This is a genomic window from Robertmurraya korlensis (assembly GCF_023715225.1).
Classification (GTDB): domain Bacteria; phylum Bacillota; class Bacilli; order Bacillales; family Cytobacillaceae; genus Robertmurraya_A.
The window spans coordinates 1-18,584 of the sequence record NZ_JAMBNS010000018.1 but is presented as its reverse complement, the minus strand read 5'-3'; the positions used below and the strand labels follow the sequence as shown (position 1 = coordinate 18,584).

Below are 18,584 nucleotides of genomic sequence, written 5' to 3'. Positions count from 1 at the left end.
AGCGGAATTTTTCCGTATATTTATCAGCTCGGGTACATAACCTGATCCCCCAACAGATAAGTGAGGACCCTTTTGATCCTAGATGCATGAATCAAATTATTCAACATGGTTTTACCATATCTCAATGATGGTGATCGTGGCCTTCTTCTTTTTCACGAACGTCTTTTTGCAAGAATTCCAACTCACTCTTAGAAAGCTCGCCAACAACGACCTGGAACTGTGGCATGATGATTGCCCTTCCCTTACTTGCATGAATTTTAATATAATAAAGTCCGTCACTTTCAAACGTTTTGTTTAATCCATAAATTCCTTCTTCTAGTTTATCCGGTTGTTCAACCGTAGCATGGATGTCGTCATCATGTTTCCACATTTCAAATTCCACCGTATCTACCTCTTCGACTTTTTTTCCATCTTGAGTAAGAATGACCTTTATTGGCACTTGTTCCTCACTCATTATGGTTTCAGGTAGAACAACTTCTGCATGAATTGGTTGTTCTTGCAAATATAACTCAACCGCATCTTCTTTCAGGGAACAACCTCCAAGTAACAAACCGATGATTGCGATTAAAAATACATTTTTCATATTATGCATATAAAAACCTCTTCAAGAATGGGATTCTTTTAATCAATAACACATCCATCAGGAAAATGACAATCAGGGACAAACCAACCAAAGGAAACAGAATGCCCAAACCTGCTAACACCACTAGAAATAGCTTCATGTTTTTGATGCTCGTCGATTTCGGTGCACCCATACTTTTTTTCGGTTTCCGCTTTAACCATAAATAAAATCCACTAACGGCAACAAGAATAATACCTAGGCAAATAAGAAGACTAGCCAACTGATTGATAAACCCAAATTGTGTTCCTTTATGCAAGGTAATCCCTAACGCAACAACTTGTCCGATAAAACCATAATGATCAAATCGATAGTCTGTTAACACAGCACCCGAATATTGATCAATATGCATCGTGATCTCATCTTCAGCTTTTGGTGGAAAAGCGGAAAGGGTGTACACTCCTGTTGGTTCTTTTGGAAGAAATACTGTATAACTCGGGTGTACTCCTTCACGGTTTGCAATCTGAACCACATCATCGATTGATAAGGGGATGAAACCTTGTACTTTAGAAACCGGAACATCTAGTGTTTCAGCTGCCCAAGGAACCTCCGCAATATCTTTTGTAACGGTTGAGACAGGTGAATTCCCTACCCAAACAGAAGGGGGATATCCTGCCCCAGAGTTGGTAGCGATCATTTGAAATTGAGTTCCCCAAAAACCAGACCAAGGGAGCCCCGTCATCACCAAAAATAGCATTCCTGCCGTTATCCAAAAGGCAGGAACAGCATGCAGGTCCCTTGCTAAAATACTTCTCCCTTTATTCCATCTCATATAAAGGACACCTGACATATTCGGTTTCTTCCTTGGAAGCCATAAATACAGACCCGTAACCATCAATACAATGGTCCAGCATGCAGCTAATTCTACTATTCTATCTCCAAGTGTTCCCATCATTAGTTCACCGTGAAATTCTTCTATTTTATCCATGACTCGATCATCACTATTTAATTCTCCTATAGACTTTCCCGTATACGGATCGATAAAGACGGTTAATGATTGATCGTTTACCGTTAGACTTACTTCACTCGAACGTGTAGCATTTTCTCCTGGGCGATATTTAGTAATCACTGCGTCATGGTATAGCATTTTTACTTCTTCTATCTGTTGTGATGCCGGGATTTTTTCACCTTGTGGCGTAACCTCGAATAAATCTTGATATAACACTTGTTCTATCTGTGGCTTAAATAAATAGATAGAACCCGTAACGGCAAGGATAATTAAGAAAGGCGCAACAATAATCCCGGCGTAGAAATGCCATCTCCACACAGCTCGATAAAGAGATGATTTTTGTTGTGCATCTGATTTAGTTGTAGTGTTTAGAACCGTTTCCACTTACATATCTCCTTTTTGAACAATGTCATATTTATTACCGTCACCAAGTGTACCGTTCAATTGTGATATAAGTATGAAATTAATAAAAAAAAGAGATAGAATCTACATAGATTCCATCCCTTTTACTCCTATAGAAGCCCCACCATTTTTAGTCCGTGGAGAATACCATCTTCTTCAACTGACTTGGTAACGAATTGAGCTACCTCTTTCACTTGTTCCTCTGCATTTCCCATGGCCACGCTGTTTTTCACTGTAGAGAGCATCTCCAAATCATTGAGTCCATCTCCAAAAGCATATTGGCTTTCAGCTGGAAACCCGAGCGCATCTACAATTTTTTCTATTCCCTTTGCTTTGGAGCCACCCTTTGGCACGATGTCTAGGGAAACTGGATGCCATCGGACAAAATCAAACGCATCATATTGCTCCGCGTATTGCTTTTCCTCCCCTTCTGTACAGAAAAGTAGCGTTTGATACAATTCACGACCTTTGTAATAATGTGGATCATGTGTTGGGAAACGATCAATTTTTAACGTATCGATGCTTTGCTTAATATAGTCATGCTCTGGTACATTGGCTCTCATATCTTCATGATCCATAAACACAACGGGATGATCATTCTCAAGAGCAGCCGCGGTTAGTTTTTCGAGTGACTCAATATGTAATGGATTCGTATATAGGACGTTTCCATTTAACACAACATACTGACCGTTATAGCTTACATATGTATGGATATCCAACTCTTTTCTCAAATCTTCAAACATAAAAGGAGCTCTTCCTGTAGCAATCGCTACCTCATGACCTAGTTCTTTCAATGTGAAAATTGCATCTTTTGTTGAGGCAGGTAACTCTTTATTATGGGTCAGTAAGGTTCCGTCGATATCAAAAAAAATCACACTTCGATTTGTCATTCACTCTCCAACTTTCCATGTAGATTATTGTTCTATTTTATCAGTTTGTCATGTTTTTACAACCAAAGCCTATAGAGAGATGACTTGACGGTTCTCTTATTTTCTTGTTATTTTTAGGCCATTGTTTTACACTGAGTCCATTCCGATAGTTGGAGGTTTAACTTGAATTTTATACTTAACCCTTTTAAAAAATTGACTAAAAAACAAATATTGTTATACGTACTACTAGCTTTTTGTTTCGTAGCTTCTATTATTTTTGTAAATAACAATTATTCATTCTATGAACGCCCTATAGCGAAGGTCCTGAAGACCACGCTAGTAGAGACCAACAAAGTAACTGACATGCATAATAATAAAGATCAACTATACACACAACAAATGGTTGCAGAAATAAAAAATGGAGATAAAAAGGGAGAGCAAATTCATTTAACGAACCAATATTCCGCTTCAGGGGCGTATGACCAAGAATATCATGTTGGAAACGAACTGTTTGTTTGGATAGATGCCAATACCAATGAAGAAGGAGTATTAACGGGAAGCATCAAAAACGTAAAACGCGATAAATACTTGCTAATCGTAGCATGGATGTTTATCTTTACTTTGCTTATCGTTGGAAAAAAACAGGGGTTGTTTTCGATTGTCAGTTTAGGAGTCAATGCCGTTCTCCTTTCGTATGCCTTAGATATGTATTTAAAAACATCTGCCATCAGCTTGATAGTCGCTTGCAGTATCAGTGCGATATTATTTACTGCCATCTCCCTGTTACTCGTAAACGGTTTTAATGAGAAAACCTATGCAGCCATTATAGCAACCCTTTTAGCTACCTTTGTTTCTCTATTCATTGCATATCTCGTTCTGTGGATAACTTCTGAAGAAGGCCTTCGTTACGAAGAAATGCAGTTTCTAACTCGTCCTCCACAAACGGTATTTATGGCGGGCGTATTAGTAGGTTCTCTAGGTGCTGTGATGGATGTAGCCATTACGATGTCATCTTCTATCTTTGGGTTGTACGAAAAAAACAATCATATATCTATAAAAGCTCTTACAACTTCTGGCATGGAAATTGGGAAAGATGTGATGGGAACGATGACTAATATCTTGTTCTTTGCGTATATCAGTGGTTCTATTCCGATGCTTATTTTATATATGAAAAACGGTTCTCCACTAGGATACACCCTTTCCATGAATCTTTCATTGGAATTAGCTCGGGCCCTAGCTGGTGGAATCGGCATTGTGTTAACGATTCCGATTGGGCTATATATATCGATCTTTTTTGTAAATCGAAAGAGGGCAAAATCATGAATGCACTATTCTGCCTAGCAGCAATTTTATTTCTCTTAATGATATGGATTGGAGGAAAAAAGGGAGCAAAGTCTTTTATTGCCTTATTTTTAAACTTTGCTGTCCTACTGTTGACCGTCCTTATCATGACAGACCCAACCGCAAACCCAATTATTCTAACCTTAATTGCCTGTACGATCATTAGTTGTATTAATCTCTTTTTTATCAATGAAGTAAACAATAAAACGATCACTGCCTTTGTTTCTACTATCATCACCCTGGCTATTTTGCTATTTTTCATAGTGATTGTCACTGAAATATCAATGATTCAAGGATTTGGAGAAGAGGAAACCGAAGAACTCAGCATGTTTTCTCTTTATTTAGGAGTCGACTTTGTAAAAATAGGTGCTGCTATGATCATTATGAGTACGATAGGAGCCATTATCGATGTGGCCATTTCCATCGCTTCTCCTATGCGTGAGCTCTACAATCATAATCTGCAGGTGAGTAGGAAGGATTTATTTTCATTTGGAATCAGTATTGGCAGAGATATACTTGGAACCAATACAAACACCTTATTTTTCGCCTTTTTTGGCGGATACTTAGCTATGCTTATATGGTTTAAAGACCTATCTTACTCACTAGGAGACATTGTCAATTCAAAAATATTCAGTTCCGAAATGATCACCATCCTTTGCGCCGGAATAGGCGTTGCCCTAATTATTCCGATTACCTCCTGGATCACTGCTTACTATTTGGATAAAACGAGAGAAAAGTCTCAATAAAAAGGATTGTGTGCCAATGGACACACAATCCTTCTTTCTTTACATCAATGATAAGATCATCAAAAGGCTCAGGTATCAGATTCGGACTCCCAAAGGCCATTTCTTTTTTGTCCTGTCTGAATAACCTCTGCATTCAGACTACAAAATGCCATATCTTTGTTTAAATCCATATAATTGTATAAAAGGAAATCTCAAAAAACGCTTCTTTATATAAACAGAAACGTTTTTACTAGAAAAAAAATAATATTTTACTAATAATCAATTATTATTCCGTGCTTTTTCTAACCACTAGTTCCGAACCAAGGTATAGTGTTTTAACAATTTTACGTTTTTCTACCACTCTTTCAAGCAATAACTGTACTGCATTTTTACATAACTCCATTAAATCTATATGAAAAGTCGTAAGAGGTGGAGAAACATACTTTGCGATACTAATATTGTTTATGCTAATGAGGTTGACTCGCCCTGGTATCGCAATTCCATTTTCATTTAAAGCCTGTAAACATCCAACAGCGATCGGATCAGCCGCTATATAAAAAGCAGTAGGCAATTCATCTCCTAAAGTATCAATGGCATTTCTCATAAGATTATACCCGTTATCCACGGAAAAGCCTCTCCGGCAGAATACATAACGATCATTCAAATGACCCTTCTCAGCCATATAGCTACGAAATGTTCTCTCTCGAATATCCATTTCTTCAAGCCCTGTATTAGGATTATGATACGTCCCCCCAATAAAGCCGATTCTACTATGCCCCTTTTCAATAAAGAAATCCACTGCTCTTTTCGTCATTTCAGAAAGGTCCGGCCGAACGGAATCATAGTGAACAGAGTCTGGTGTCGTATCAATAAAAACTCCATTTGGGGTAATGCTTCTAAGACGAGTTAATTCTTTCTCTGTAAAAGAACCCACCGCTATAAAACCCTTGATCGTATCAGGGATTTTCGCTATTCCATCTGCAATTTTGTACGTGGTAAGCTCTACATTAAACTTCTTCGCCCACTTTTCTAATTCGATCCTCATTGTTTTAAAGTAAACGTCTTCGAGTTCCTCCTGGTCTGTCAGCCAATACAAGAAGGCTATATTATTCACTAACTGTCGAACTGTTTTTCTTCTATAGTTAAGCTTCTCAGCTACCTCATATATTTTCTCACGGGTTTCATCTGGTACAGAAAGGCTCTCATCATTATTCAACACACGGGAAACCGTAGAAATCGAAAAACCCGCCTGTTCTGCAATATCTTTAATTGTCGCCATTGTCAATTACCTCCAATTATCCATACCAATATTATACGATCCAACCACCACCCTAACAAGTAAATTTTTTTACTAATTAGAGGGAAAAATTTTATTTTAAAATTAACTCTTTTTACAATGATAAAAATATGGAACTGGGCAGTATTCTATAAAAAAAGGAGTTAATCCTTTTTGGATCAACTCCCACATCTATAATTTCATTATTAATGGATCTCTTATAATACGTTAGGACCAGCTTCCGTTAATTGAACTGGCCAATCATTACTATAAAGGATTTATAAACGATCAGGCAGATGGTATCTATACATTTCTAACGCATCTGTATTCTTTTTTAAAGCAGCAATAGTTTTTGGATTAGGTTCAAGATATATAATTGGATAATCCTTCTCATCGAATTTTTCCTGAATTGAAAACGCTAAGATTTCTTCGTTGGTTGAAAATTCGGCTTGAACACCTGGTTTGTTTCCACGGGCATCTAATCGAATCCATTTATTTAAAGAGCTAAGGTATACACCATTCAGTGTATGTAGGCAATACCCTTTATCAGGTGAATCGAATATCATTAGTCGCTTAGCAAAAGCCCGTTGGGATACCTTGTGACCTTAGTAAAGCAGCCAATAAATTTGATTTTGCGTAGCAAATACCTTCTTTGTACTGAAGTACCTCAGAAGCTTTACAGGTAACTTTTGTACTTTGAATGTCCCAAGAATGAGATATATTGTCTCTAACAAATTCGAAAGCTGTCTTAACCTTTTCGAGCTCTGTTTGTTCCTCATTAAACAATTCACTAACAATTTCCTTTATTAAAGGATGAGAAAAATTGACTTCGTCCAATTCTTTCAAATAGTTATTTAAATCTGTTTTATAGAAGATCATCTAATTATTTATTCCAGAAAATACTATTTGTTCAGCAATGCTAGTTAAAACTGAACTATCATTCCCTCCACTAATGGAATATACGAATTTCTCTTCAATTATAAGAACTTCCGAGTTACCATTGGTTTCATATAAAATTGCATCTCTACCCGAAATAGATAGTTTTTTTGAATTAGGGAATACCGAACTTATAGACTCAATAGCGTCTTGTATAGAGCCATACTTATTCTCTTTTGTCATTAGAATAATAGGTTCTCCCTCATCAATAGGAAAAGTTGCTTTCCCCAATATAACGCTATCAGATGTTTTAGTGGCTTCTACTTTAGGTTCACTCTTTACGACTGCTAGATTGTTAATAGTTTCTAGTGGTATAAAGGCATTGCTCGATATAATAAGTGCTTTAATACCATCCATATTTTCTATAAGATCTTGTTCAGTTACCGAAAATGTTACTGTTACATCTTCATTTGAAGGTTTTGTATCAAATACAGTTTCACTTACACTTGCTTCGGTTTCTAAAGTTGCATTTACTGTACTTTGCTGATTATTTATATCTTGAGAATCACCAGTTAAATCATTAAGATAGCTATATCCAAGAATCCCCATAAGAAGTAGTGCTGCAGTATAACTTATGAAAAACTGAAACTTATTTCCTTGTTTTGTTTTTGTACTTAAATATGTAAGCGCAAAAAGGAGAAACAAGCGCAATAACACCCCAACGTATAAAATAATAGATTGGGAAAAATCCAAACAACACATGTGAATAAATATAGTAAGCTAACAACATTCCTACAAAAAATGCGAGTACTTTTAGAGCTGCATATTCGGGATTTTTACTCCATACAGAAATGAGAGTTGCTAAAACAACCCATACACCTATACTAGTCGTAATATCACTAATGATGGCAAAAAACATTCCAGTTTCACTATTTGATGGAACGGACTGTATTTGGATATTACCCCTTATTTACGAAAAAAAATAGACCTATCACATCGAATAGGCCCTCTTCAACTATTTTTGTTTATAATATGTGATTGCTAGTGCAAATGCTAAGACCGTTCCTTTTACGATGTCCATTGCGTAATAAGGTACAGACATCATCACGAGGCCGTTTGCTAAAATCCCGATCAACACCGCACCTACAAAGGTTCCGAATGCATTTGGCTTACCAGCACCTAAAACGGAAAATCCGATAAAGGCAGCTGCTACAGAATCCATTAAGTAAGGTGCACCTGAGTTGATTTCAGATGTCATAACCCGTGAAGCTAAGACAATCCCGCCAATCGCTGCAAAAAGCGCCGAAAGTAGGTAGGCGGCCACTTTGTATTTATTAACCGGAATACCTGATAGTCTTGCTGCTTCCTTATTTCCCCCGATCACATACATGTATCTTCCATGTTTCGTATACGTTAAAAAGATATGAACGACCAAAACAACAACGACCATGATGAGAATAATCCATGGCACCTGACCGATTTTCGAAAAAAACGGACTTATTAGACCTTCTGCCATCGTTCCATCAGGCAACACCATGTTTTGTGAAACAGTCGCTCCCTTTGTATAGGTCAATGCCGTCCCTTGAATAATGAACATGGTTGCAAGCGTCATTAACATATCAGGTATCCGCATTTTCACAATCATAATGGAGTTCAATATTCCTACAATTAACGCTGCTGCAATCGCTGAGATAATAGCCACAAAGGTGTTTTGTGAAAACCAGACGAACATGGAAATAACGATTGCGTTCGATAAAGATGCCACCGATCCAACCGAGAGGTCGAAGCCATCAACGGTTAAACTGATGGTAATTCCGATTGCTATGATGGTTACAATTGAAATGGAACGCAGGATATTTACAATATTATTTCCCTGGATAAAAGCTGGATTGGCCAATGAAAATATGATAATAAGTGCAATGATCGTAATTATCGTTCCATATTTATAAAAAAATTGGAAAAGATCAAATGACGTTTTTGCCGGGGTCTGTTTCTTTGCTGTTATGTTTGCCTCCATCTTACCTTCCCCCTGTTGAATAGAATAATAGTTCTTCTTCATTTGTAGAGTTTGTTTCTAGTTCCTTCACTGATTTTCCGTCATATAGACAATAGACTCGGTTAGTAATTCCTATGATCTCTGAAGCTTCAGATGATGCATAAATAATAGCCTTTCCACGGCTAGCCAACTCGGCAATAAGATTAAAAATATCCTTTTTTGCACCAACGTCTACACCTTTGGTCGGTTCATCAAAAATATAGACATCAGCCTCGGCTACCAACCACTTGCCAATTGCAACCTTTTGTTGATTACCGCCAGAAAGATTCTGAACCTTTGTTTCTTCAGAAGGTGTCTTTATTCCAAGACGATTGATTACTGCTTTTGCTACTAACTTTTCTTTTTTTCGATCTAGGAAACTTAATTCTTTTGAAAAAAGACCTAAATTTGCTACAGTTAAATTTGATTCAACTGATTCATATACAAGTATACCTTCTTTTCGGCGCTCTTCAGGAACCAAGGCAAGTCCATTCTTAACCGCTTCAAACGGATTTTTAACGCTAACCCTTTTTCCGTTAATCTTGACTTCTCCTGCCAATAGTTTTCCTCCAGCCCCGAACAAGGCTTTACAGAACTCAGTCTTACCGGCACCTACAAGCCCGGCGATTCCCACAATTTCTCCTGCTCTGACGTATATGCTTAAATCTTTAATCTTCTCTTTATCTGTAAGTCCTTTTACCTCTAGAACTGTATTTCCCATGGTCATTGACTTTTGAGGAAACTGTTCACCGAGTTTTTGCCCAAGCATATACTCCACTACTTTGTTTTGGTCGGTATCCGAAATGCTCTGTGTCTCGACTACTTCCCCATTTCTCATAATCGTAATATCATCACAAATGTCAAAAATCTCTGGAAGTCGGTGCGATATGAAAATAATTCCAACATCACGTCTCTTTAATTCTTGTACTATACGAAATAATTCACTTGTTTCTGTATGGCTAAGAGGGGCTGTCGGCTCATCCAAGATGAGGAACCTACAATCCTTCGACACTGCTCTGGCGATTAAGACCATTTGTTTTTCTGCTAATGTTAATTCACTTACTAGCTTTTTAGTAGGAAGAGTCACATTCATTTCCGATAAGATGGCGGCCGCCTTCGAATGGAGGTTTTTCCAATTGACCCATTGCTTCTTTCCCATGTTATGTACTGTGTCCATTAACATGATATTTTCACCAACCGTTAAGTATGGAATCAGAGCTGTATCCACTTCCTGATATACAATTTGAATTCCTGAATCCATAGCACTTTTTGGGGAACGAATGGTCATAGGTTGTCCATCCATTGAGATTTCACCAGTATAGTGGTCATATGCCCCTGAAAGAACCTTCATAAGCGTTGATTTACCAGCACCATTGGCTCCAATCAAGGCGTGTGTTTTTCCACTTTCAACTGAAAAATCAACCATATTTAATGCTTTTACACCTGGAAATTCAATTGAAACATTCTTCATCTTTAAAGTGGTCATGATGTCACCTTCCTTTCAAAGAAACACTCTCTTTGTCTTTTGAAAAGAGAGTGTCTATAATAAGTCCCTTACTTCTTATAGTGTTCCTTCAGCTTCTTCATCCAGTCTTCTTCAAATTCCGTTGATTGGCCCCATCCTTCAATGATTTCAGTTAGATTGACCATATTAACAGGATCTTTTGATTTTTGAAGGTCTTCTTGAGAGATAAGTGAAGCTTCCAAATCATACGTTTGTGGAGTTTCCTCACCTGCTAATTTCTTTGCGAGTATTCTCATATTTACTGAACCTATCAACTTAGGATCAACAGCTGCTGTATATCTCCAAGCGCTACCTTCTCTTTGGATTTCCTGCAAATCAGCATTTGAAACATCGATTCCATAGATTTTAACTTCTTCTCTGCCAGCTTCCTTTAACGCGCGAGCTGCACCGATGGCAAAAGCATCCCATGTTGCAAAAATTGCATCGAGTTCACCCTTAGGGTATTTATTTAACATTGCAGCAACGGCATTTTGGGTTTGCACACTCGTATCAGCTGCAGCTACCCCAAAGCGCTCCACTTCTTTAATTCCAGGATTATTTGCTAAAACCTCTTCATAAACTTTATTTCGTCTAACCATTGGCGGGAATCCGTCCACCCATAGGTATGCAATATTGGCTTCCCCTTTCGTTTCCTTTACTAATTGTTCCAATGATAGAGTAGCTAACGCTTCATCATCTTGTGATACAAGAGTAACACCGTCAACACTAGTTAAATTTGCATTCGAGTCAAATGCGACTACGCTCTTTCCTGCGTCAACAATTTTCTGTATGTCATTCACAGTAGCATCATCATCACCGTGAGAAATAACAAATCCATCATAATCTTGATTTAATGCTTGGTTAATCGCATCATGAAATTTCGCTGTATCTCCATTTGCAGTAAATATATCCACTTGAAATCCTAATGCTTCCCCTTCTTGCTTTGCACCTGCTAAGAATTGAGCGGTGTGATCGTCGCCACCAATTTTACGAATTACTTTAATTTTCGGCTGGTCCCCATTTGCAAAACGTTCAGGTACACCTTCAATCGGTGTGTTCGATCCTGTTGCTTCCTTCGTTTCTCCTCCTGATGCACAACCTGTAAGCAACAGTGTTGCAGCGATTGCTGATACAAATGTACTTCTAAAAAAGTTCTTCTTCATGTTTTTTCTCCCCTTTTTGTTTTCTATGTGTTCTTACCAACGTTGCTCTTAGGAGAGTTTTTATAAAAAATAAAAAACCTCTCCAGAAAAGAGAGGTTTCATCACAAAATAAGGACTACTCCTCTCTTATCTCTCAAAACAATTTCTTGTTTTGCAGGATTTAGCACCAATTCCATTCGGAACGGTTGCTGGGCGTCATCGGGCCAGTCCCTCTGCCACTCTTGATAAGAGAACGTATTTTATTCATTTACTTTAATAAAGTATAAAACTTAATTTAATATTCTATTAACAAATTGTCAATAGTATTTTCTAAATATTTTTAATAGGGGTATTATTCCAGAAATAATATATATGTATTATTTTCTTTATTTGAGTGTATATCATTCTTCGGTCAACAGCCCGATACGAAGCTATTTTTTAACATCTTACATATTTGCGTTTAAAACCAAGCTTCCCTCTAACCATTTCTTTTTGAATACTTTCATAAGCGTTTAGTAAACTACTTTTTTTACTATCTCGTTTGACTTCTACGATTCCTATTTCTTTTGAGACCTCAACTGCCTTTTCATGTTGCGGCAAATAGGAAATCGCCACGGTGTATACAAAATTATTCATAGCAGATTTGGTTCGTTCAGGCGAATCATGAATCGAATTTTTCACCATATCAAGCATATTGGAAATTTTACTTTCGGAAAATTCTTTGTCTTTGCGATTCCCTAAAAGCCAGCAGTAGCAACTCCACCCAGCTGACATTTTCAACTCGTCACCGCTCGCAATCCATTTATCAGCAACTTCTTGTGCAATATTCGACTCAGATAAAGTAACTGCCACCACATAATCAGATAGCATATAAAAATACGCTCCATCTATCCAACGTTCATAATCTGATTCAGTCATAGCTTTTGGGTCTGCAATAATGCCTGCAAAGTACATTGCATCGTAATTACCTGTGGCATAAAGCTCCTCAGCTAGATCTTGATTTATTTTTATTTTCTTTGCGATTGGTTTCATAGCACCTGTTGCCACGCCAAAAAGTGGCTCATGTGCACCATTGGTTATGTACATTTTTTTCGTCCGTTCTTTACCGAGGGCTTCAAGCTCTTGCATCACTGTTTCGAAATCCATAGCTTTGTACAACCTTCCTTATTTTTATTTTTCTTATCGTATGTTCTTATGCGAGCCGTCACAGGTGGGCATTTTTTGAGATAGTCCACAGGTACAATCCTTTAATCCCTTTCCACTGAGAATTCTCTCCATACTATTTTCAACCCTTGACACTCGAGTTTTGGATTGCTTTGGTTGAGAAAAATAAAGAATATATGCCCTTTGCCGTCCCGGTGTCAATGCCTCAAAAGCAGTTTTTAAATCTGGTGATTCATCGAATTTATCTTGAAGCTCTTCTGGAATAATGAATTCTGTATCCTTTTTATAAGTTACTTCTAAACCGGCTTTTTCAACTTCAATGGCTTCAAGAATATATTCTTTTAAAATAGGTTCTAGTTCAATTATTTCCTGAAGATGAGTGAACCGAATCTGGCGTGCCGCTTGTACATTCTCGGTTTGTTGAACAAGAATTCCATGGGGATCCTTTAATAAGGCACCTTTATGAAACAGAAGTGCACAATATTCTTTAAATCCATGTATTAATACGACATTTTTCTTCTCAAACGTATAACAAGGATGCATCCATTTATATTCTTCGGTCAGATCACAGTCAAGAATAATATGTCTCAACCTCTCAGATTCTTCCCTCCATTTTTTAGCTTTACTTAAATAATCATCAACCTTTGGATTCAGACCACCAACTGCCATGTTGTTCCCTCCCCATTATTAAAGATTCTTCACGAAGGAAGATTTAGTTGCCATGACACACCAAATCGATCATTTAGCCAACCAAACCTTTGACTAAAACCATAGTCACCAATTGGCATAAGTGCTTGTCCGCCCTCGATCAGTTTCTGATAAACGTTGTTAATTTCTTCTTCAGTCTCACATGTAACAAAAATTGAAAAGGATGGAGTAAATGTAAACTGATGCTTTAAATTACTATCTATACACATAAATTCCTGCCCTTTTAAAGAAAAAGTTGCCTGCATTACCGTTCCTTCATCTCCAGCTTCATTTGCTCCATAGCGGACAATATTTGTAATTGCTGAATCCTCAATGATTGATATGTAATAATTCATCGCTTCTTCCGCTTTGCCATCTTGAAACATTAAGAATGGTGTAACTTTTCCCATTAAATTCAACTCCTTGAGATAGTAGGGTAATTTTTTATCTTCAGTCTAGTTTAATTTTTTATTATTGTAGTCGCAAAAAATGATGATACCTGAAAGATATCATCATTTTAATTATCTGAAAAGGTTTTGGTGACTTTAACTTCAGTTCCAGGATAATAGTGCCCTAAAATTTCTTTGTAGGTTTTCCCCTTCTCTGCCATTTCATTTGCTCCCCATTGACTCATACCAACGCCATGACCGTGGCCTTTGCCACTTACTTTATAAGAAGTTGGCGTCATTTCAAACGAACTTATTAGATAACTTCTAAAATCGTTTCCACCTATCATAGGTCGTATTTTTTTTAATTCAACATGATCCATTGAAATTTCCTCGAATAAAATGGTGCCATCAATCAACCTTCTCATGAATTCGATTTGGATTGAGCCTTTCATTGATCTTTGTGATTCATTTTTAATATTATCGACTTCAAAATAAGGAATACTTAAAACTTTTATAGCACCTTCATACCCATTTCGATTAAGCCATTTTTTTATTGCAACGGTGATTTTACTATCTTTCTCCTTTAACTCGTTCCAACCCTTCGTGCTGATGTCATCCAAATCTATTTGTGTTTTATGTAATGTAAAATCCCAGGGTTGAATGGGATCATAAGGATCTTGTTTGATTGGAAAATATGGGCTTGGTTTGCCACCCCATACATTTTTATTACTTTCTGTTAACCCACCATTACTTGCAGAATAAAAAGCACTTATGGGCTTATTTTGAAACGTAATGATTTCTCCTTTAGTATCAGTTACAGCCCTCTTTGTATTACTATATTCATTGTATCCTCCGTAAACTTGATATTGGATGGTGTCGTCAAGTTCGGGAGTCTTATGGGTGATTGTATACGTACGAGCAGCCAATGTTTGTGCTTTTAAAGCCTCTATATTCCATTCGGGAAACACTTCATATGGGACAACACCCTTTAAGTAATCCTCTAATAGAATTTGATTAACAGGTCTAATGTTTTTTTCTTCTATTTTGAACTCTACCGCACCCATATAAGGCCTTCCATCAATGTAAATTAGATGCTTTTCATCATTAGCATATGGATATAAAATAAACGGATGATCTATTTCCGTTGTTGACCCATCATAAGTAAGATACATTTTTCCGCTTTTAATCGAAAGTGTATATTCAGCCCCTTCTTTTAACATCAATGCTGGATCTAACGTTGAATAAGCACCTTTTATGTGGAAAGGTAATTTAGAGGTGTCTCCAATATAATTTCTTAATCTCACAGAGATCATCTCTTCCGCTTGCACTTCATCAGCGAAGATTAGTAAAAAAACTGTGGAAATCATCAGAATTAGTGTTTTCATAACCATATTATTTATTATGTTTATACTGATTATTCCTCAGGCCTTATTCCTATGGAGAGATACTTTTATAATTCTTTTTGATTTACATTTAGTTCAACTAAATTACCATCCGGATCAGCGCAGAAAATTTGCGCAAATCCACTTTTTCCGTATGGTTTTTCAAGCAGTTCAACGTTATTCTGTTTTAGCCATGTAAGAGTGTCATAGTAGTTCTCGACTCTAAGGGCAAAGTGACCTTCTCTACTGGATAAGCTTTTATCCTGACGAATGGTCTGTGAAAAGGGATCAACGATTATGTGGAGTTGCTGTCCCTCTATTTCATACCAGGCACCGGAAAAATCGAAATCTGGACGTGGTATTTCATTTAAACATAAAACTTTCCCATAGAAATCTTTTGCTCTTTCCAAATTTGTAACAGTAAGACTTACATGATGAAGACTTTTATATTTAATCAAAATGTTCACTTCTTTCTATTCTAATGTTTTATTTAAATCTTACTCAAAAAATCTCCTTTATGGAAGTGAGTTCAAACCATCCACTCACCTGCTACTCTTCTAGGTTGACTGGATAAAAAAGCAAAAAAAAAACGCTTAATAGCGTTTTTTCTCTTGTTTATTTTACGCGCCTTAGAGGATTCGAACCTCTGACCGTACGCTTAGAAGGCGTATGCTCTATCCAGCTGAGCTAAAGGCGCATATATAGAGTGGCGGAGAAGGAGGGATTTGAACCCTCGCGCCGGTTACCCGACCTACACCCTTAGCAGGGGCGCCTCTTCAGCCTCTTGAGTACTTCCCCAAAGACATAAAAATGGCTCCGCAGGTAGGACTCGAACCTACGACCGATCGGTTAACAGCCGATTGCTCTACCACTGAGCTACTGCGGAACATTGAAAAATTATTTGTGTTATCTCAAAAAAATATGGTGGGCCTAAATGGACTCGAACCATCGACCTCACGCTTATCAGGCGTGCGCTCTAACCAGCTGAGCTATAGGCCCCCATTTGGAGCGGGTGATGAGAATCGAACTCACGACATCAGCTTGGAAGGCTGAGGTTTTACCATTAAACTACACCCGCGAATATAAAATTGGAGGCAGCACCCGGATTTGAACCGGGGATAAAGGTTTTGCAGACCTCTGCCTTACCACTTGGCTATGCTGCCATGACTGGGCTAGCTGGATTCGAACCAACGCATGACGGAGTCAAAGTCCGTTGCCTTACCGCTTGGCTATAGCCCAATGAAGAAATGATTTTAATGGGGCGACTGATGGGAATCGAACCCACGAATGTCGGAACCACAATCCGATGCGTTAACCACTTCGCCACAACCGCCATTACGATATGGTGGAGGGGGACGGATTCGAACCGCCGAACCCAAGGGAGCGGATTTACAGTCCGCCGCGTTTAGCCACTTCGCTACCCCTCCGTATTGAAATTAATGAGCAATAAAATTAATGGTGGCTCAGGACGGAATCGAACCGCCGACACAAGGATTTTCAGTCCTTTGCTCTACCGACTGAGCTACTGAGCCACAATATGGCGGTCCCGACCGGGATCGAACCGGCGATCTCCTGCGTGACAGGCAGGCATGTTAACCGCTACACCACGGGACCAGAGTTTTTTTCAAGTGTTAACTTGAAAAAAAACTTTCATAAATTGCGGGGACAGGATTTGAACCTGCGACCTTCGGGTTATGAGCCCGACGAGCTACCAGACTGCTCCACCCCGCGACAATATTAATTTAAAAAAATGGAGGAGGTAGAGGGATTCGAACCCCCGCGCGGTTTGACCCGCCTGTCGGTTTTCAAGACCGATCCCTTCAGCCGGACTTGGGTATACCTCCGTATCTTTGGTAGCGGCGGAGGGGATCGAACCCCCGACCTCACGGGTATGAACCGTACGCTCTAGCCAGCTGAGCTACACCGCCAAAAATAATTTAATGAAGATTTTTTTGACTACACTACATTTAGTAAAAAACTTTGGTGGAGCCTAGCGGGATCGAACCGCTGACCTCCTGCGTGCAAGGCAGGCGCTCTCCCAGCTGAGCTAAGGCCCCATTAAATGAATAGTAGTATCATGGTCGGGAAGACAGGATTCGAACCTGCGACCCCTTGGTCCCAAACCAAGTGCTCTACCAAGCTGAGCTACTCCCCGATTAAATCTAATATGGCGCGCCCGAAAGGAGTCGAACCCATAACCTTCTGATCCGTAGTCAGACGCTCTATCCAATTGAGCTACGGGCGCATATTTTTTTAATGTTACTTATATTAGAGTGTTAAAGACAGCTATTTTGCTTGCGGATATTTTACTTTGTAAAAATCCTTGGTGCCGAGGACCGGAATCGAACCGGTACGGTAGTCACCTACCGCAGGATTTTAAGTCCTGTGCGTCTGCCAGTTCCGCCACCCCGGCAAAAGAAGTTCTTGGAGCGGAAGACGGGATTCGAACCCGCGACCCCAACCTTGGCAAGGTTGTATTCTACCACTGAACTACTTCCGCAATTGGAAAAATTGTTTTACTAGTGTATAAAACATTGGTGCGGGTGAAGGGAGTCGAACCCCCACGCCTTGCGGCGCTAGATCCTAAGTCTAGTGCGTCTGCCAATTCCGCCACACCCGCATAATGATAATTTATAGAAAGTTATTTTGCTGAAGCAAAAAACTTTGGTGAGCCATGAAGGACTCGAACCTTCGACCCTCTGATTAAAAGTCAGATGCTCTACCGACTGAGCTAATGGCTCGGTATAAGTGGTGCCGGTGAGAGGACTTGAACCCCCAACCTACTGATTACAAGTCAGTTGCTCTACCAATTGAGCTACGCCGGCTTATTAGGAAGACTATTTTTCAGTTTCGTGAAAAATAGTCTTGATGGAGGATGACGGGATCGAACCGCCGACCCCCTGCTTGTAAGGCAGGTGCTCTCCCAGCTGAGCTAATCCTCCGAAATGGAAAGTTATTTTCTTTTCATGAAAAAACTTTGGTGACCCCTACGGGATTCGAACCCGTGTTACCGCCGTGAAAGGGCGGTGTCTTAACCGCTTGACCAAGGGGCCTTACTATATATCTTGGACAAAAATAATAGTCCCAATAGGGACAAGCCTGGCGACGTCCTACTCTCACAGAGGGAAACCCTCAACTACCATTGGCGCTGAAAAGCTTAACTTCCGTGTTCGGTATGGGAACGGGTGTGACCTTTTCGCTATCGCCACCAGACTTTTAAATTT

16 protein-coding genes, 24 tRNA genes, 1 rRNA gene, 1 pseudogene and 1 riboswitch are annotated in these 18,584 nt (G+C 38.8%); of the genes and pseudogenes, 2 read left to right on the top strand and 40 right to left on the bottom strand.

What is annotated here, in order from left to right; all coding sequences use genetic code 11:
* Nucleotides 1–121 precede the first annotated feature (121 nt).
* The 3 genes from M3175_RS22475 to M3175_RS22465 all read right to left on the bottom strand — a co-directional run bounded on the left by M3175_RS22475 (nt 122) and on the right by M3175_RS22465 (nt 2,860).
* Entirely contained in the window at nt 122–592 is a 471-nt protein-coding gene (locus M3175_RS22475; protein ID WP_251523735.1) for a FixH family protein, read from the bottom strand.
* The gene (locus M3175_RS22470; protein ID WP_251523733.1) at nt 585–1,952 is read right to left on the bottom strand and encodes a PepSY-associated TM helix domain-containing protein; all 1,368 of its coding nucleotides are present in this window, start codon (nt 1,950–1,952) and stop codon (nt 585–587) included. Before M3175_RS22470 ends, M3175_RS22475 begins: the two co-directional genes overlap by 8 nt.
* Before the next feature lie 128 nt (nt 1,953–2,080).
* Nucleotides 2,081–2,860 carry a Cof-type HAD-IIB family hydrolase gene (locus M3175_RS22465; protein ID WP_251523731.1) on the bottom strand — a complete coding sequence of 260 codons (780 nt, stop codon included), beginning with the start codon at nt 2,858–2,860 and terminating at the stop codon, nt 2,081–2,083.
* Between the two features lie 162 nt (nt 2,861–3,022).
* Between M3175_RS22465 and M3175_RS22460 the strand changes: the two genes are divergently transcribed.
* Together M3175_RS22460 and M3175_RS22455 are read left to right on the top strand one after the other, a co-directional pair.
* Entirely contained in the window at nt 3,023–4,162 is a 1,140-nt protein-coding gene (locus M3175_RS22460; protein ID WP_371321719.1) for a YibE/F family protein, read from the top strand.
* A complete protein-coding gene (locus tag M3175_RS22455; protein WP_251523727.1) occupies nt 4,159–4,926 on the top strand; it encodes a YibE/F family protein in 768 nt (255 codons plus the stop codon). Before M3175_RS22460 ends, M3175_RS22455 begins: the two co-directional genes overlap by 4 nt.
* Before the next feature lie 265 nt (nt 4,927–5,191).
* Here M3175_RS22455 and ganR read toward each other — a convergent pair whose 3' ends face one another.
* The 37 genes and pseudogenes from ganR to rrf form a co-directional block, all read right to left on the bottom strand.
* Complete coding sequence (ganR, locus tag M3175_RS22450) at nt 5,192–6,184, bottom strand: galactan degradation operon transcriptional regulator GanR (protein WP_251523725.1); 993 nt, start codon at nt 6,182–6,184, stop codon at nt 5,192–5,194.
* Nucleotides 6,185–6,459: 275 nt separating this feature from the next.
* Nucleotides 6,460–7,060: pseudogene (locus tag M3175_RS22445) on the bottom strand (transglutaminase-like domain-containing protein).
* Nucleotides 7,061–7,810 carry a hypothetical protein gene (locus M3175_RS22440; RefSeq protein ID WP_251523723.1) on the bottom strand — a complete coding sequence of 250 codons (750 nt, stop codon included), beginning with the start codon at nt 7,808–7,810 and terminating at the stop codon, nt 7,061–7,063.
* Nucleotides 7,707–7,976: a DUF6518 family protein gene (locus tag M3175_RS25210; RefSeq protein ID WP_371321718.1), complete on the bottom strand. Its 270-nt coding sequence runs from the start codon at nt 7,974–7,976 to the stop codon at nt 7,707–7,709. Before M3175_RS25210 ends, M3175_RS22440 begins: the two co-directional genes overlap by 104 nt.
* A gap of 96 nt (nt 7,977–8,072) precedes the next feature.
* A complete protein-coding gene (locus M3175_RS22435; RefSeq protein WP_251523721.1) occupies nt 8,073–9,074 on the bottom strand; it encodes an ABC transporter permease in 1,002 nt (333 codons plus the stop codon).
* Nucleotide 9,075: 1 nt separating this feature from the next.
* Complete coding sequence (locus M3175_RS22430; RefSeq protein WP_251523719.1) at nt 9,076–10,578, bottom strand: sugar ABC transporter ATP-binding protein; 1,503 nt, start codon at nt 10,576–10,578, stop codon at nt 9,076–9,078.
* A 68-nt stretch (nt 10,579–10,646) separates the two neighbouring features.
* Nucleotides 10,647–11,759 carry a sugar ABC transporter substrate-binding protein gene (locus tag M3175_RS22425; RefSeq protein WP_251523718.1) on the bottom strand — a complete coding sequence of 371 codons (1,113 nt, stop codon included), beginning with the start codon at nt 11,757–11,759 and terminating at the stop codon, nt 10,647–10,649.
* Between the two features lie 123 nt (nt 11,760–11,882).
* Nucleotides 11,883–11,990: riboswitch (SAM riboswitch) on the bottom strand.
* A gap of 186 nt (nt 11,991–12,176) precedes the next feature.
* Nucleotides 12,177–12,884 (bottom strand): DNA alkylation repair protein, encoded by a 708-nt coding sequence (locus M3175_RS22420; RefSeq protein ID WP_251523716.1) that lies wholly within the window; start codon nt 12,882–12,884, stop codon nt 12,177–12,179.
* Between the two features lie 33 nt (nt 12,885–12,917).
* Nucleotides 12,918–13,571, bottom strand: coding sequence for a DUF1801 domain-containing protein (locus tag M3175_RS22415; RefSeq protein ID WP_251523713.1), 654 nt, complete (start codon nt 13,569–13,571; stop codon nt 12,918–12,920).
* Between the two features lie 29 nt (nt 13,572–13,600).
* Nucleotides 13,601–13,999: a VOC family protein gene (locus M3175_RS22410; protein WP_251523712.1), complete on the bottom strand. Its 399-nt coding sequence runs from the start codon at nt 13,997–13,999 to the stop codon at nt 13,601–13,603.
* A gap of 107 nt (nt 14,000–14,106) precedes the next feature.
* Nucleotides 14,107–15,363 carry a SpoIID/LytB domain-containing protein gene (locus M3175_RS22405; RefSeq protein ID WP_251523710.1) on the bottom strand — a complete coding sequence of 419 codons (1,257 nt, stop codon included), beginning with the start codon at nt 15,361–15,363 and terminating at the stop codon, nt 14,107–14,109.
* Nucleotides 15,364–15,428: 65 nt separating this feature from the next.
* Nucleotides 15,429–15,818 carry a VOC family protein gene (locus M3175_RS22400; protein WP_251523821.1) on the bottom strand — a complete coding sequence of 130 codons (390 nt, stop codon included), beginning with the start codon at nt 15,816–15,818 and terminating at the stop codon, nt 15,429–15,431.
* 165 nt (nt 15,819–15,983) lie between these two features.
* Nucleotides 15,984–16,057, bottom strand: a tRNA-Arg gene (locus M3175_RS22395).
* A 10-nt stretch (nt 16,058–16,067) separates the two neighbouring features.
* Nucleotides 16,068–16,158: transfer RNA gene (locus M3175_RS22390), tRNA-Ser, on the bottom strand.
* Nucleotides 16,159–16,171: 13 nt separating this feature from the next.
* A tRNA-Asn gene (locus M3175_RS22385) sits at nt 16,172–16,246 on the bottom strand.
* 36 nt (nt 16,247–16,282) lie between these two features.
* Nucleotides 16,283–16,359: transfer RNA gene (locus M3175_RS22380), tRNA-Ile, on the bottom strand.
* A gap of 5 nt (nt 16,360–16,364) precedes the next feature.
* Nucleotides 16,365–16,438, bottom strand: a tRNA-Gly gene (locus M3175_RS22375).
* A gap of 11 nt (nt 16,439–16,449) precedes the next feature.
* Nucleotides 16,450–16,523, bottom strand: a tRNA-Cys gene (locus tag M3175_RS22370).
* A 4-nt stretch (nt 16,524–16,527) separates the two neighbouring features.
* A tRNA-Gln gene (locus M3175_RS22365) sits at nt 16,528–16,599 on the bottom strand.
* 18 nt (nt 16,600–16,617) lie between these two features.
* A tRNA-His gene (locus tag M3175_RS22360) sits at nt 16,618–16,693 on the bottom strand.
* Between the two features lie 10 nt (nt 16,694–16,703).
* Nucleotides 16,704–16,787: transfer RNA gene (locus M3175_RS22355), tRNA-Tyr, on the bottom strand.
* A 29-nt stretch (nt 16,788–16,816) separates the two neighbouring features.
* Nucleotides 16,817–16,892: transfer RNA gene (locus M3175_RS22350), tRNA-Phe, on the bottom strand.
* 6 nt (nt 16,893–16,898) lie between these two features.
* Nucleotides 16,899–16,974: transfer RNA gene (locus tag M3175_RS22345), tRNA-Asp, on the bottom strand.
* Between the two features lie 43 nt (nt 16,975–17,017).
* A tRNA-Met gene (locus tag M3175_RS22340) sits at nt 17,018–17,091 on the bottom strand.
* Nucleotides 17,092–17,111: 20 nt separating this feature from the next.
* Nucleotides 17,112–17,204, bottom strand: a tRNA-Ser gene (locus tag M3175_RS22335).
* A 7-nt stretch (nt 17,205–17,211) separates the two neighbouring features.
* Nucleotides 17,212–17,288: transfer RNA gene (locus tag M3175_RS22330), tRNA-Met, on the bottom strand.
* Between the two features lie 53 nt (nt 17,289–17,341).
* Nucleotides 17,342–17,417: transfer RNA gene (locus M3175_RS22325), tRNA-Ala, on the bottom strand.
* Between the two features lie 21 nt (nt 17,418–17,438).
* Nucleotides 17,439–17,515, bottom strand: a tRNA-Pro gene (locus M3175_RS22320).
* 13 nt (nt 17,516–17,528) lie between these two features.
* Nucleotides 17,529–17,605 (bottom strand) — tRNA-Arg (locus M3175_RS22315).
* Between the two features lie 79 nt (nt 17,606–17,684).
* Nucleotides 17,685–17,773, bottom strand: a tRNA-Leu gene (locus M3175_RS22310).
* Between the two features lie 12 nt (nt 17,774–17,785).
* Nucleotides 17,786–17,860, bottom strand: a tRNA-Gly gene (locus M3175_RS22305).
* Nucleotides 17,861–17,895: 35 nt separating this feature from the next.
* Nucleotides 17,896–17,980 (bottom strand) — tRNA-Leu (locus M3175_RS22300).
* Between the two features lie 45 nt (nt 17,981–18,025).
* A tRNA-Lys gene (locus M3175_RS22295) sits at nt 18,026–18,101 on the bottom strand.
* Between the two features lie 8 nt (nt 18,102–18,109).
* A tRNA-Thr gene (locus M3175_RS22290) sits at nt 18,110–18,185 on the bottom strand.
* A 44-nt stretch (nt 18,186–18,229) separates the two neighbouring features.
* Nucleotides 18,230–18,302 (bottom strand) — tRNA-Val (locus M3175_RS22285).
* A gap of 36 nt (nt 18,303–18,338) precedes the next feature.
* A tRNA-Glu gene (locus tag M3175_RS22280) sits at nt 18,339–18,413 on the bottom strand.
* A 44-nt stretch (nt 18,414–18,457) separates the two neighbouring features.
* Nucleotides 18,458–18,573, bottom strand: a 5S ribosomal RNA gene (gene rrf, locus M3175_RS22275).
* Between the last annotated feature and the right edge of the window lie 11 nt (nt 18,574–18,584).